This window comes from Pseudomonas sp. P1_F1_2 (assembly GCF_056405815.1).
The window spans coordinates 1-14,194 of the sequence record NZ_JBFUBK010000148.1; the positions used below are offsets into that span (position 1 = coordinate 1).

Sequence of the window (14,194 nt, forward strand, 5' to 3'; positions counted from 1 at the left end):
AAATAATGATCCCGTGCTTCTTCTTGGTCCCGTAGACGGTGTTGTCGGCAATGATCAGACCGTGGGAACGGTCGTGCGGGTCGATGCCGTAGACGATGTTGTCTTTGTAGGTGTTGCCCTTGACCACGAAGTCGCGGGTTTCGTAGCAATAGAAGCCGTACCACATGTCCGAGAACTCGGAGCCGACGATCCAGCCGGTCGGTTCAGGGCGCTTAAGGACCTTGGCCATGTTCGGCGTGTATTGGGAAATACTCACGCCATAGGACTTACTGTTGGCGTAGCCGAAACTGGCGATCTTGCTGTTGGCGATGTAGGTCTCGGTGCCACCCCAGGACAGCAGGAACGGACGGAATTCCTTGGGCGAAGTGAACGTCGCCGGGCCGTTGTCCTTTTCGCGCCAGCCAGTGATTTTGGTGTCACGCACAAACAGCTGGCCGTCGTTGACCAGGAACGAACCGGCTTCTTGCGACAGGCGCAATTCCTGGGTCTGTTTGTCGATTTCGAGGATGCCGTGACGACCGACCACGATCGGCAACTTCGCCAGAAATACGCCCGGCGAGGTTTCGATCACGTACTTGGGCAGCTTCTTCGCCACGTCCTTGAGGTTCATGTAGCCGTCGTCGACGAAGATTGCCTGCGGGATACCGTGCTGGCGCACCACCCACTCGGCCATCTTGTTGTCACCGCCGATGAAGTCCTTCAGGGCGTCTTCCTGCATCATCCGGCGCACGCTGCTTTTGCCGGCCTTGCTGCGCACGATCTTCGCGGCAATGGCTTCGGCGGTGTAACCGGACAGGTCCGGCAGTTTTGGTTTGGCCAGTTCCAGCGGCGCGGTCGGCGCGCTGCTGACGGTGTAGGTCTTGGCTTGTTGCAAACCTTTGGCAAGGGTCGCCGGGTGTCCTTTCTGGACGGGTGTGACCGGCTCCACATTGGCGAAGGCAGCCGCACTGGCCAGCAACATCGCGCTGGCCAGCAAGGTGAGCGAACCTCGCTTCGAATTGTTCATGTCGGGCACTCCCTTCGCGGTTCGCATCAGAAGCGCCAGATCACGTCGATAAACGCGCGATGCATGTACGAATCGACTTCCTTGCCGTACGCATCACCCGGCTTGAACACACCACCACGGAAACGCACGAGTGCCGAAGGCTCGTCGATCGACTGGCTCAACGCCGCCGGCAACAGGCCTTGCTTGAAGTACTTGGTCACGACCAGGTCCATTTCCTGACCGAGGTCTTTTTCGCCATCGTTCAGCGGCAGGGAAGTGGTGGAGAGAATCGCGCCGGTCGGGTCGTCGGTGTTGTTCTCGAYCGCGTTGATGCCGTTGCTGCCGATCGGCTTGTTGCCGTCGACGCGCCAGAATTTGTGGTAGATCAGGCTGGCGTCGTATTCGTCGTTGAGCATCCACGAACCGAACAGGGTCGCGGTCTGCATGTTCTGCATTTCACCGCGGAAGGCTTCGCCGAAACGGTGAACCCGCGAACGGGTACCGGTGTAGTTCGAGCGGTTGCTTTCCAGGCCGTTCTGTTCGTACTCGGCACTGGCGCGGGCATAGGCGGCACCGACTTGCCATTGCGRATCGAGGCGCAGACGCACGCCGACATCCGTGGCCCAGCCATTGAGGTCTTGACCGCGCTTGGCTTCGGCCGGAGGCGTACCGTTGGCGTTCAGCGGGTTGACCGTGTCGGTGTCGCCGCTCATGCCGGTGATGCTGCCCCAGTAATTGACGGTGTTGGTGTTGCGCCAGTTGTAGGCGTCGCTGTCGGCGGTCAGGCCCAGCCAGCTGATGTCGCCGTTCTGTTTTTTGTCCAGCGAATCGGTGGGTACACCCGGTTGCGGGTAGTCGAGCTTGCCGTCATCGTGGGTGTGATGACCCCGAATGCCGACCCAGTTGCCCGGCGTCCACTGATACTCCGCGTCGGCGTAGACGTGCAGGCGATCCTTGTCTTTGGGGGCCAGTTCCGTGAGGTCGGTGCGGTACTCGCTGAAGCGTTCGGCGACACCGACGTTGGCGCGCAACAGGGTGGTGTCGAAGGTCCAGTTCAGGGCTTCGATGTTGGTGTCGCGCCATTGGCCGTCAGCATTGTGCAGACGTTGGCGACCGAACTTGAGCATCTCGCCCGGATACGGCGTGAGGCCGCTGTAACCGACCCAGAATTCGCGCATCGCCAGGTAGTTTTTCTTGGTCTTGCGATCATCGTTGGTGGTCGGCGTGGTGCCGTCGCCGGCGGTCCCTTGCAAGGTATCCGTCTCGATGATGTCAGTGGCGGTCACGGCCTGGCCCATGGCGTAGGCGCTCCACGCGCCGCTCTCGCCATAGATCCACGGACGCAGGTCGAGGCCGACGCCGTTGACGTCGCCACCGCTCTGGGTGCCCAGGTCGCTGTCGTCTTCGGACTGGCCGGTGACTTTCACTTCGAGGCCGAAGTTTTTGGTTTCAGTGATCGCGGCCAGTGTCGGGCAAGACCAGATCAGCGCGAACGTGAGGCCGATGCCGGCCTTCATGAATGGATTCAACTTCATAGGGATTCCTCGCCGTCTTCTTCTTGCAGGGCATGCAGTTCCAGCGTGTTCTGGCTCAAGGACCCGCGAACGGCCTGTTCTTGTTTCAACAGGCGTTGGGCCTCGGCGAGCTGGGCAGGCGGCAGTTGTGCTTCGAGTGTTTGCGCAAGCTCAGTGGCTYGCGGGGTGTTCTGAGCCTTGGCCAATTGGCTGAAGACATAAGCGTTCAGCGGGTCGGGCCGGGTGCCCTTGCCTTGGGAAAACAGCTGGGCGATGGCAAAGTCGGCGCTGTTCTGACCGTTGCGTGCAGCGGTCAGCAGGTGGTCCAGCGCTTTTTGCGAATAGACCTTGCCCAGGTAACCGCGGCGGTAGATCTGGCCGAGGTAGTAATCGGCGGCGACTTCGCGGCCGACGGCTTTCTGGAAATGTTCTTCGGCGACCTTGGCGTCGGCCGGGACCATTTTGCCTTCGTAGTAGAGCTTGCCCAGCAACAGTTCGGCGCGCGGCTGGTCGGCGGCGCGACCGTTGTCCAGGTACTTCATCATCTGGTCGAGATCGCCCAGTTCGGGGAAGTCATAGAGCAATTGCGCGAGCGTGACCCACGACGCCGGGTAGCCCGGGGCGATGGGTTCGAGCAGTGACTGCGCGGTTTTCTCGTCGGTTTTGCCCAGGCTCGAATCAGCGAGCACACGGGCGACGCTGTCCACCCGCTGCGCGGAGACGGTGCCGCGGGCGTGTGCGGCTTGCATCTGCTTGATCAGCTCGGCCTGTTGCTCGGGCTTGGCCTGTTTCTGATAAACCGTGGCCAGTTCGACGTAGCAGATGTCGGTGGTGTTCAGGGCGGCTTTGCAGATGCTGGCGACTTCATCCAGATGTTGGTCGTAGGTGCCTTGAGTGCGGTAGAGCAGCACTTGCGCCAGACCCGCTTCCGGTTTGCCTTCGGCGCGCCATTGGCTGATCTGTTTCTGCGCGTTGATGTTCGGGAAACTGTGCGGGTATTGCAGGTAGAGCATGGCCAGCGGGATCAGGGTGTTGCCTTCGCCATTGGCCGAGGCTTTTTTCAACAGGCCTTCGGCTTCGTGCTGTTCGGCTTCGGTAGAGCCCGGCTTGGCCACCAGCAGGCGACCGAGGCGGGCCTGCGCTCGCGGCGAGACGTCGGCTGCGGCGCGATAAGTCGCCTCGGCTTGCTTGATCTGCGCCGGGTCACGGCTGTCGACCTGGATATCGGCCAGGCCCACTTGCGCCTCGCTGTAGCCCAGGTCGGCCAGTTGTTTGTAGTTCTGCTGAGCCAGCGCCGTGTCGCCGCGCTTGAGGGCTTCGTTGGCCAGACGCTGGTCGGGCAGGCCGGCGCAACCGGCCAGGCTGACTGCCAGCGCCAGCGAGCACACCATATAACCCCTGTGGGAGCGGGCTTGCCCGCGATTCGCTTGACGCGGTTCTTCAGAAACACCGAAGTGATCCCATCGCGGGCAAGCCCGCTCCCACAATGTTTGTGGTGTTTTCAGGAAACTGATAATCGTCACGGGCATGTCCTCCGGTTACAGACCAGCAGCCATGGCTTTTTCGATCAGCCAGTTCAGGTTCGGACCACGATCGCTGTTCACTTCGACCGGGCGACCGGCGAGGCTGCTGTCCAGGGCTTCGTCAGGCTGGATCAGTACGCGGATGTCGGATGACAGGTCAGCGCTTTTCAGGCTGGTGCTGCTGACGATTTTGCCGGTGCGGGTTTTGTCTTCGCCGGCGATCTGGAAGCTGACCGGGGTGCCCGGGCGCACGTCGCGGAACTGGCGATAGGAGAAGCGGGCTTCAACGTTGGCTTCGCTGTTGCGTGGCACCAACTGGAAGATCACGTCGCCCTTGCTGGCGTACTGACCGTTGGCAACCAGTTGTTGCGCCACGGTGCAATCGCACGGCGAGGTCAGGGTGCCGGTCATTTGCTTGCCGAACAGTTCTTCAACCTTGGCCGGTTGCAGTTGATCTTCGTCCAGATGACCTTTGAGCACGTCGAGCATGCTGGTGCTGAACGTTGCCAGTGGTGCGCCCTTGGCGGCAACGCCGTCGGCTTTGATCAGGCTTTGCACGGTGCCGTCACGCGGCATGGTGATGTTCATGCCGGGCACGCTGACCAGGCCGGCCTGGGCGTGGCTGACGAAGTACATGCCGTACACCGATTTGAAAATGAAGCCGAACGCCGCCACGCCGACGATGAAAATCCCCAGGCTGAAGGTCACTGCACGCAGACGACCGAACGCGGTCATGCCGTGGCCGCCATCCTTGACCTTGCGCGCCTTGGTGAAGTTGTCGCGCTGCAGGGTCGCCAGCATTTCACCCATGCTGACGATGTCGCCGGCCAGGTGAGAGGTGATCAGGTGACGCAGGGTGGAAATATCGCGCGGCTCCAGGTTCTGGAACTGACACCCGGTACGACCGGTCTCGCGATCATAGGAGCGGACCTGCAATTCGACGTCCATGGCCAGGCCGAGGTTGTCGATGACGAATTGCAGGCGGGCCTTGTACACATCGCCGGCTTTGAGCGGCAATTGCCCGGCGTTGAACGCCAGGCCACCGGCGGAAAGGTCGATGACGCGGGCTTCAACCGGCGTCCGGTCTGGACCGAAGAATCGCAGCTTGGCCGGAATTTTCACTCGGGCGTGTTGGCGCTGGGCTTCGGATTCATGCACTACATTGGCGTTGACGGCGGTATTCATAGGGGCGATTTCCTGGTTAATTCAATAGAGGGGCGGTCAGACCATCATCAGCAGCACGGCGACAAAAATGCTGCCGGCGGAGAAGGTCATGGTCCGAGACGACCAGGTGTTGAACCAACGTTGAAAGCTGGCGAGATCACGGGTCAGAGAAGTGGGCTGGCGAGTCCAGGACTGTTGGTCGAGGCGGAAGAACACGTAGATCTTCACTAGCGCGCCGACGATCTGGTTGTAATAGAGAATCGCCGGGTAGGCCGGGCCGATTCGGTGACCGGAGAGGGACAACAACACGGTCAGGATCAGGCGGGTAATGCCGATCCACAGCAGGTAAACCAGGATGAACGCGGTGCCGTATTTGAAGCTGGCAATCAGCGCCACGGTCAGGCCCAGCAAGGACGTCCACATCGACACGCGCTGATCGAACAGCACCACCGACGTGAACAGGCCGAGGCGTTTCATCCCCAGGCCCAGGGCACGGGAGTTCTGGCGCAGGTTGTTGCCGTACCAGCGGAACATCAGCTTGCGGCTGGCCTTGATGAAGCTCTTTTCCGGTGGGTGTTCCACGGTGTTGATCGCGGCGTCCGGCACGTAGAAGGTGTCGTAGCCCAGGCGCATCAGGCTGAACCAGCTCGACTTGTCGTCACCGGTAAGGAACTTGAAACGACCCAGGCGCCAGTGTTGCAGCGAGTCGCTTTCCACGTCGGCAATGAATTCCGGGTTGGTGACCACCGTGGCACGGAACACCGACATGCGCCCGGTCATGGTCAATACGCGCTTGGACAGGGCCATCGAGCACATGTTGATGTGGCGCTGGGCGAAACGCAGCTTGTGCCATTCGCTCATGATGTAGCCGCCGCGCACTTCGCAGAACTCGTTGGTGGTCAGGCCGCCGACGTTGCCGAACAGCTGGAACCACGGCACGGTCTTGCGCACCGTGCCTTCGCCGAGCACGGTGTCGCCGTCGATCACGGCCACTACGGCGCGGTCGTCCGGCAAGTGGCGCGAGATGGCGCGGAAACCGTAGGCCAGGCCGTCACGTTTGCCGGTGCCGGGAATGCGCACGAAGTCGAGTTTGACCCGGGCCGGCGGGTTCATCCGCGACCAGAGGCTCTTCACCAGCAGCTCATCGGACATTTCCACGATCGAGCAGACCATGGTGGTCGGCAGGCCGCAGTCGATGGCTTCGCGGATCACCGAGGCGTAAACCTGCGCGGTGGTCAACGCGTCGATGCGGAAACTGGTGACCATCAAAAACACGTGGGACGGGTCTGCCGCTTTACCCAGCTTGCGCACTTTGCGCCGCAGGTGCGGGTAGACCACGTACAGAAACAGCATGCCGCGCAGAAAGTGCGTGGCGCCCATCGAGTAACGCCAGATGCCGATGAACCCGATCAGGAAAATGAAGTCCTTCGACTCGGAGTCGAACGTGGACRCAGGCAGCGCCATGGCGATGCCCATCAGTAAACTTAGGTAAAACAGCCAACCGGCGGCCTGAAGAAGGCCGTGCTTTAGCCTGTGCATAATCGGAATCCTAAAGTCAGTTGCAAGCCCCGCGCCCCTGTAGGAGCACGGCTTGCCGGCGATGGCGATCTCAAGTCCGTTATCGCCGGCAAGCCGTGCTCCTACAGGTGTTTCATCCGCGAAAGCGCGGTATCAGAGACGGGATTCCGGATTACCAGCAGATGCCTTCGGTGCGGCCGCTGACGCTGGTGGCTTTGGACATGAAGCCCACCAGGTCAACCACTTGCTTGCCATGTGGGGCGTTCTGCGCGAGGGCGCGGAATTTCTCGTCACGGTTGCCGAGGATGATCACGTCGGAGTTGTTGATCACGTCGTCGAAGTCGGCGTTGAGCAGCGACGAGACGTGAGGGATTTTCGACTCGATGTAATCGCGGTTCGCACCGTGGACACGGGCGTATTCGACGTTGCTGTCGTAGATGCTCAGGTCAAAACCCTTGCCGATCAGCATTTCTGCCAGATCCACCAGCGGGCTTTCGCGCAGGTCATCGGTGCCGGCCTTGAAGCTCAGACCCAGCAGGGCCACTTTGCGTTTGTCGTGGCTGGAAACGATGTCGAAGGCGTTCTGCACCTGGGATTCGTTGCTGCGCATCAGCGAGTTCAGCAGTGGCGCTTCCACGTCCAGGGAACTGGCGCGGTAGGTCAGGGCGCGCACGTCTTTTGGCAGGCAAGAACCGCCGAACGCGAAACCTGGGCGCATGTAGTACTGGGACAGGTTCAGGGTCTTGTCCTGGCAGACCACTTCCATCACTTCACGGCCATCGACGCCGACAGCCTTGGCGATGTTGCCGATCTCGTTGGCGAAGGTGACCTTGGTGGCGTGCCACACGTTGCAGGTGTACTTGATCATCTCGGCAACGGCGATGTCCTTGCGGATGATCGGCGCGTCGAGTTCTTCGTACAGCGATTGCAGAACGTCACCCGATGCTTTGTCGAACTCGCCGATGACGGTCATTGGCGGCAGGTCGTAGTCGGCGATCGCGGTGCTTTCACGCAGGAACTCAGGGTTCACCGCAACACCGAAATCAACACCGGCTTTCTTGCCGGAGCAGTCTTCCAGAATCGGGATTACGACGTTAGCCACGGTGCCCGGCAACACGGTGCTGCGAACCACGATGGTGTGGCGGGTGGTCTTGTCGCGCAGGACAAAACCGATTTCGCGGCACACGGCTTCGATGTAGTTCAGTTCCAGGTCGCCGTTTTTCTTGCTCGGCGTACCGACGCAGATCATCGACAAGTCGGTGTCACGAATCGCCTCGGCGAAGTTGGTGGTGCCGCGCAGGCGGCCCGTATCGATACCCTTGCGCAGAAGTTCGCCCAGGCCCGGTTCAACGATCGGTGATTTGCCGGCGTTGATCATATCGATTTTGTCTTTGGCAACATCGACGCCAACGACGTCATGGCCCCGTGCAGACAGGCAACCGGCACACACTGCGCCGACGTAACCCAAACCAAATATGCTGATGCGCATCGCAATTACCTCACTGTTATCAAGACTGTATTCAACGAGCCATTAGATGGCCGGAGTTAATGGTGTTTTGCGGTCATAGTGCACTCGAAAGTGCGCCGTACAGGCGCCACAATGCCGTGTGCAGACATACATAAGTTCCGAGTGTCTAAATAAGTGCACTCAAGATGTGCGTAACTAGGCCTTATTATTATGACGTGCCCTGTTATGCAGCCGATCCTCTGGCCTGAGGACGCTTGTGCAAAGGTCTTGCGCGCTCAATGCCAGGCGAAAAGCCCGTAAATCAAGCGGTTGGGTGCTCAGGTGAGCACGTTTATAGGGGCGCTGCCTTGGCCGTGCAGGTGATATTAATGATGCGTATCTCCTGTCCTTTGTGTGTTGTCCAAATAAGTGACTCATGTTCAGAAGTTAATGTGACAACTTCGCTGCGTGAATCGCTTGTCTGCGTAAGTTATCTCGTACAAGCACGTTGATAATCGTTACCGGTGGTATGAGCGACGCATCTGGACATAGTTCCAGCCCATTCATCGCGGAATCTGAAATTTTTTGAAATATTGAGAAAGATGGCACTACTTTCATTGTGATGGCACTTGCTGTTTCACCCTTGATACATAGGGTGATAACCGAGTTCGATAGTTTTATGCCACTACCGATAAAAATTTTCAGTGCCACTACTGAAAAAAAAGTTCGAAGTCGAGTGAAACTAAAGTTAAAAAACGAGGTGATGTATTTTTGACGCCAATAAAACGACGAGACGGAAGGGGAATTGTTGGACGATCGGCCGTCGGCGCACGACGAGGTTATGGATGTCGTGCGCCGTAGAGTGGTTTTATTCGGGAGCGTGATCGCGCAGGAACACCAGATTGTCCGGTTTGGACTGCTCGGCGCTGTAGCGGTAACCCTGAACGTCAAATTGCTTGAGGTCGGCAGGGTTGTTGATGCGCTCTTCAATGACGAAGCGGCTCATCATGCCGCGGGCTTTTTTCGCGTAGAAACTGATGATCTTGTACTGGCCGTTCTTCAGGTCCTTGAAGTCGGTATTGATGATGCGTGCGTTCAGGGCGTTGCGTTTGACGGCCGAGAAGTACTCTTTGGACGCCAGGTTCAGCAGCACGTCATCACCTTGATCGGCCAAGGCTTCGTTCAGCCATTCGCTGATTCGCGTGCCCCAGAAGGCATACAGGTCCTTGCCGCGGGCATTGGCCAGTTTGGTGCCCATCTCCAGCCGATACGGTTGCATCAGATCCAGAGGACGCAGCAGGCCATACAGTCCGGACAACATGCGCAGATGCTGTTGGGCGTAGTCGAAATCGGCTTCGCTGAAGGTTTGTGCATTCAGGCCGGTGTACACGTCGCCTTTAAAAGCCAGCAACGCTTGCTTGGCGTTTTCCGGGGTAAACGCTGGCGTCCAGCTGCCGAAACGCGCGGCGTTGAGCCCGCCGATCTTGTCGGAGACGTGCATCAGCTCGCTGATTTGCGCCGGTGTCAGGTCGCGCAGCTGCATGATCAATTCCTGGGAATGATCGAGGTACTGCGGCTGGGTAAAGCGCTGGGTTGCCGGCGGTGTTTCGTAATCGAGGGTCTTGGCGGGTGAAATCACCATCAGCATGAAGTCGTCTCCTGTAATCGTGGGCGCGATTCTAGGGGGTAGAGCCGGATGACTCCAGCTATCAACGTGATAGGTGCCGGACGGTGATCGTTCCCACGCTCTGCGTGGGAATGCAGCCAGTGACGCTCCGCGTCATCGTCGAAGCGGACGCGGAGCGTCCGAAGAGGCGTTAATCAAGGTGTAGCCGCTGTCGAGCAACGCGAGGCTGCGCTCTTTTGATCGTCTCGATATATAGTGCGGCGCGGGTTTTGTTATGGAGACATCCCATTGCGTATCGTTTTTATTTTTTCAGCCTGGCTGTTGAGCTTTGGTGCCTTGGCGGCGCCGGGCGATCTGGCGACGTTTGATCGCAGCACCTGGCCTGAAAAGCTCACCAGCCCGACCCTGTTCGACGTAGCGTCGCGGGGCGAAATCCTCATGTTTGCACGGGTGCTGCTGGCCAGCGAATCGCTGGATGAGCCGGCCCTGGCCCAGCGCCTGGGGTTGCGCAAGATCAATCTGGAAGCGGTCAACCAACTGCGCCAGCGTCTGTGGCAGCGCCTGCTGACCAACTACAACTTCGCCCAGCAAAGCTGTGATCAGGATGCTTCGTTCTGTTTCCTGGTCGAGGACATGGAAACCCTGCGCGGGCAAGCGGCCAAGTTCCAGGTCAGCGACGAGAGCTACTACATCAAGTGGGCCGAGCCAAGCCGTTTGTTCCACGCGCAGTACCTGGACGAGCAATTGCGCAAGGCTGCTCTGTTTCCGCAGACCAGCAGTGAAGTCGATCGTTTTGGCGACTACGAGCGCAACGGCGATGCGATGCATGACCGGTTGTTTTTGCTGACCTTCGACAGCGCGGCCAACGTCGCCCCCGACAACACCGGCTGGGTCGCCGAGTACCTGCGAAAATCGAACATGAGCGGCACGTTCTTCGTCCTCGGCAAGGATATTCAGGCGCGTCTGGCCGAGCGCTCGGTGGCGAGCCTGCAAGCGATGTACTCGCAGCAATGCATCGGCGTGCAGGGCTGGGAGTTCCGCTCCCATAGTCACTGGCAGGATTGGCAGGATTCGGTGCGACGCAGCGTCGAGCTGGTCAAAAGCAAATTGCCGGAAAATTATGTACCGCTGTTTCGCCCGCCCGACGGTCAACGTCGCTCCGATGCCGAAGGCTTCTTCAACGCCCAGGGCTTGCAGGTGGCGTTGTGGGATATCGATGCACAGGACGGGGCGGGCAAGCTCAAGGGCAACCCCAGCGCGCAGCGTGTGCTGACGCTGATGCTGCTGTGGCGCCACGGCGTGATCAATTTCAATGTGAAGCAGGACGCGGTGAAAACGGCGATGCCCTGGCTCATTACGCAAACGGCGCAAAGCGGGATCGGTTGGGAGGATTGTCAGGACGCGTTTCGCTGAAAATGGAAAGAGCCCGTAAACATTGGGCTAAAGGCGGTTTTTTGAGGGATTTCGCAGCAGGCGGACTTCCGACTTTAAACGGGTGGTGGCAGTCCGCCAAGTGCTATTGGTCATTCTGAAAAATAAACTTCAAAAAAACGTCAAAGTGCTTTTTTCTGTCACATGTTTTGGAGTATTACGAAGACAGACCGCCGAAACCTGCAACACAGGTGGCGTCTTCCAAGACCCGTTTGTTTGCAGTCACTTGATTCTCCGCAGGTGAGATTCGGCGGCCACTTCGAGGCGCAGCACCGCCCAGGTATTGCGTCTACTGGCTCCCACAAAGGTGACCGAGTATGGATGATCACGGACGTAGCTCTTCTTCCAACCAGCCAATCCTTTATGTACTCGATACCAACGTATTGATTCACGATCCAAACGCGCTGCTCAATTTCGAAGAACACCACGTCGCCATCCCGATGACCGTCCTTGAAGAGCTGGACAAGCTCAAGAGCGGGCATCACAGCGTGGCTGCGGAATGCCGTCAGGCGATTCGCCTGATCGACAAGACGCTGGGCGATGCCAGTCCTGAAGACGTAGAGCTTGGTGTACCGATCCAGCGCGGCAAAAGTGGGCCCAAGGGTTTGCTGTCAATTCTGATGAGCAAGCGCACCGAGCCGAATATCATTCTGCCCGAGCACCTGAACGACAACATCATCATCAACCAGTTGATCGATCTGCACGCGCGCTCGCCCAAGCTGCCCGTCGTGCTGGTCACCAAAGACATCAACATGCGCCTCAAGGCCCGGGCGTGCGGGATCGCGGCCGAGGACTACAGCACCGACCAATTGGTTGACGACGTTTCATTGCTGCCCAACGGCTACCACAACATGACCGGCTCTTTCTGGGACCGTGTGAGCAAGGTTGAAACCCGTCAGGACCATGGCCGCACCTGGCACGAGGTGCAGTTGATTGACAACCTGCCGGCGGTGCACATCAACGAGTTCATCATTGATGAGCAGGGGTTTGTCGGCTGGATCAAGGAAATTGCAGAAGACCGTTTGCTGATCCTCGACCTGCACCAGGAACCGCTGCTGCATCAGGAAGCCTGGGGCCTGAAACCGCGTGACATCTATCAGAGCCTGGCGCTGTATGCCTTGCTCGATCCTGATATCCACCTGGTCAACCTGTCCGGTGCAGCCGGTTCGGGTAAAACCATCCTCGCGCTGGCGGCGGCGATCGAGCAGACCATGGTCAGCAAACGCTATCGCCGAATCATTGCCACTCGTAGCGTGCAGGGCCTGGACCAGGAGATCGGCTTCCTGCCCGGCACCGAAGCGGAAAAAATGGAGCCATGGCTGGGCGCTATCACCGACAACCTCGAAGCCTTGCACATGGATGACGAAAACACCCATGGCAGCGTCGACTACATCCTCAGCAAAGTGCCGTTGCAGTTCAAATCCCTCAACTACATCCGAGGTCGCAGCTTCCAGCAGAGCCTGATTTTGATCGATGAATGCCAGAACCTGACCCCGCACCAGATGAAAACCATCATCACCCGTGCCGGCGCCGGTTCCAAAGTGGTGTGCCTGGGCAACCTGGCGCAGATCGACACCCCTTACCTGTCCGCGACCAGCTCCGGGCTGACCTACCTGACCGAACGCTTCAAAGACTTCCCCAACGGTGTGCACATCACCCTGCAAGGGGTGCCTCGTTCGATTCTGGCCGAATACGCAGAGTCGCATTTGTAACTGCTTCATCGAAACCGGGCGGCCTTCACAGGTCGCCCGGTTTTTTTGTGCCCAACCCAAATCAAATGTGGGAGCGGGCTTGCTCGCGAATGCGGTGTATTTGACCCGCAGGTTTACAATCGACGCTCCTGATCAGGAGTAACCCTGTGCTGACTCATCTCGATTCCCAAGGTCGCGCCAACATGGTCGACGTCACCGAAAAAGCCGTGACGTTCCGTGAAGCGACGGCCCAAGCGCTGGTGCGCATGCTGCCCGAAACGTTGCAGATGATCGTCAGTGGCGGTCATCCCAAAGGGGATGTGTTTGCCGTGGCGCGTATTGCCGGCATTCAGGCGGCGAAGAAAACCAGCGATCTGATTCCTCTGTGCCATCCGCTGATGCTGACTGGGGTCAAAGTCGAACTCAGTGCCGAAGGCGACGATACCGTGCGCATCGTTGCGCGCTGCAAATTGTCCGGGCAGACCGGCGTCGAGATGGAAGCGCTGACCGCCGCCAGCGTGGCAGCCCTGACTATCTATGACATGTGCAAGGCTGTGGATCGCGGCATGACCATCGAAAGCGTGCGACTGCTGGAGAAGGTCGGCGGCAAGAGCGGTCATTTCCAGGCGGATCCATCATGAACGTCACCGTGAAGTTTTTTGCTCGTTACCGTGAAGCACTCGGTGTGGACTCGGTAAAGGTTCAAGGCGATTTCGCTACGGTTGATGACGTGCGCGCGCAGTTGGCCCAACGTGACGGTGCTGATGTATTGAGCGAGCAGAACTTGATGTGCGCCCGCAACGAAGACCTGTGCCAGCTCGACGAACCTGTCAGCGATGGCGATGAAGTCGCGTTTTTCCCGACCGTGACCGGGGGCTGAGCCATGGCGATTCGCGTGCAGCCTGCGCCGTTCGATCCGGGTGCCGAAGTCAACGCCATGCACGCTGCCAATGTGGGCGTGGGCGCGGTGGTGAGTTTTGTCGGCTACGTGCGCGACTTTAATGACGGCCTCGATGTGGCCGGGATGTTTCTTGAACACTACCCGGGCATGACCGAAAAAGCGCTTGGCAAAATTGCCATCGAAGCCGAGCAACGCTGGCCGCTGTTGAAGCTGGAAGTGTTGCACCGCATCGGTGCCCTGGAGCCGGGGGAACCGATCGTCTTCGTTGGTGCCGCCAGCGCCCATCGTCAGGCCGCCTTCGATGCCTGTGCCTTTGTCATGGATTACCTGAAAACCCGCGCGCCGTTCTGGAAAAAGGAAAACACCAGCGACGGCCCGCGTTGGGTGGAAGGG

Annotated in this window: 11 protein-coding genes and 1 pseudogene; 5 read left to right on the forward strand and 7 right to left on the reverse strand. The window is 59.0% G+C overall.

Annotated elements, in window-relative coordinates:
- The 7 genes and pseudogenes from AC1D2P_RS28555 to yaaA form a co-directional block, all read right to left on the reverse strand.
- Positions 1–1,006: pseudogene (locus AC1D2P_RS28555) on the reverse strand (right-handed parallel beta-helix repeat-containing protein); the annotation flags it as partial.
- 26 nt (positions 1,007–1,032) lie between these two features.
- Complete coding sequence (locus tag AC1D2P_RS28560) at positions 1,033–2,520, reverse strand: alginate export family protein (RefSeq protein ID WP_477811703.1); 1,488 nt, start codon at positions 2,518–2,520, stop codon at positions 1,033–1,035.
- Entirely contained in the window at positions 2,517–4,022 is a 1,506-nt protein-coding gene (gene algK, locus AC1D2P_RS28565) for an alginate biosynthesis TPR repeat lipoprotein AlgK (RefSeq protein WP_477811704.1), read from the reverse strand. The genes AC1D2P_RS28560 and algK overlap by 4 nt, the downstream gene beginning before the upstream one ends.
- Before the next feature lie 15 nt (positions 4,023–4,037).
- Positions 4,038–5,207: a PilZ domain-containing protein gene (locus tag AC1D2P_RS28570; protein ID WP_477757748.1), complete on the reverse strand. Its 1,170-nt coding sequence runs from the start codon at positions 5,205–5,207 to the stop codon at positions 4,038–4,040.
- A 36-nt stretch (positions 5,208–5,243) separates the two neighbouring features.
- Complete coding sequence (alg8, locus tag AC1D2P_RS28575) at positions 5,244–6,725, reverse strand: mannuronan synthase (RefSeq protein WP_477811705.1); 1,482 nt, start codon at positions 6,723–6,725, stop codon at positions 5,244–5,246.
- A gap of 151 nt (positions 6,726–6,876) precedes the next feature.
- Positions 6,877–8,193 (reverse strand): nucleotide sugar dehydrogenase, encoded by a 1,317-nt coding sequence (locus tag AC1D2P_RS28580; protein WP_109786066.1) that lies wholly within the window; start codon positions 8,191–8,193, stop codon positions 6,877–6,879.
- Between the two features lie 826 nt (positions 8,194–9,019).
- Positions 9,020–9,799 (reverse strand): peroxide stress protein YaaA, encoded by a 780-nt coding sequence (yaaA, locus tag AC1D2P_RS28585; RefSeq protein WP_109786065.1) that lies wholly within the window; start codon positions 9,797–9,799, stop codon positions 9,020–9,022.
- Positions 9,800–10,066: 267 nt separating this feature from the next.
- Between yaaA and AC1D2P_RS28590 the strand changes: the two genes are divergently transcribed.
- The 5 genes from AC1D2P_RS28590 to AC1D2P_RS28610 all read left to right on the forward strand — a co-directional run.
- Positions 10,067–11,191 carry a polysaccharide deacetylase family protein gene (locus tag AC1D2P_RS28590; RefSeq protein ID WP_477757749.1) on the forward strand — a complete coding sequence of 375 codons (1,125 nt, stop codon included), beginning with the start codon at positions 10,067–10,069 and terminating at the stop codon, positions 11,189–11,191.
- 335 nt (positions 11,192–11,526) lie between these two features.
- Positions 11,527–12,921 carry a PhoH family protein gene (locus AC1D2P_RS28595; RefSeq protein WP_046028950.1) on the forward strand — a complete coding sequence of 465 codons (1,395 nt, stop codon included), beginning with the start codon at positions 11,527–11,529 and terminating at the stop codon, positions 12,919–12,921.
- 146 nt (positions 12,922–13,067) lie between these two features.
- The gene (gene moaC / locus AC1D2P_RS28600) at positions 13,068–13,541 is read left to right on the forward strand and encodes a cyclic pyranopterin monophosphate synthase MoaC (RefSeq protein WP_077430837.1); all 474 of its coding nucleotides are present in this window, start codon (positions 13,068–13,070) and stop codon (positions 13,539–13,541) included.
- A complete protein-coding gene (gene moaD, locus AC1D2P_RS28605; RefSeq protein WP_109786063.1) occupies positions 13,538–13,780 on the forward strand; it encodes a molybdopterin converting factor subunit 1 in 243 nt (80 codons plus the stop codon). Before moaC ends, moaD begins: the two co-directional genes overlap by 4 nt.
- A gap of 3 nt (positions 13,781–13,783) precedes the next feature.
- A partial coding sequence (locus AC1D2P_RS28610; protein ID WP_477811706.1) for a molybdenum cofactor biosynthesis protein MoaE occupies positions 13,784–14,194 on the forward strand: 411 nt, incomplete at its 3' end.

What these genes read in the sequence shown, in the direction of transcription:
- AC1D2P_RS28595 (WP_046028950.1), top strand. Translation starts at nt 11,527, where the DNA reads ATGGATGATCACGGACGTAGCTCTTCTTCCAACCAGCCAATCCTTTAT.
- AC1D2P_RS28570 (WP_477757748.1), bottom strand. Translation starts at nt 5,207, where the DNA reads ATGAATACCGCCGTCAACGCCAATGTAGTGCATGAATCCGAAGCCCAG.
- yaaA (WP_109786065.1), bottom strand. Translation starts at nt 9,799, where the DNA reads ATGCTGATGGTGATTTCACCCGCCAAGACCCTCGATTACGAAACACCG.
- AC1D2P_RS28580 (WP_109786066.1), bottom strand. Translation starts at nt 8,193, where the DNA reads ATGCGCATCAGCATATTTGGTTTGGGTTACGTCGGCGCAGTGTGTGCC.
- moaD (WP_109786063.1), top strand. Translation starts at nt 13,538, where the DNA reads ATGAACGTCACCGTGAAGTTTTTTGCTCGTTACCGTGAAGCACTCGGT.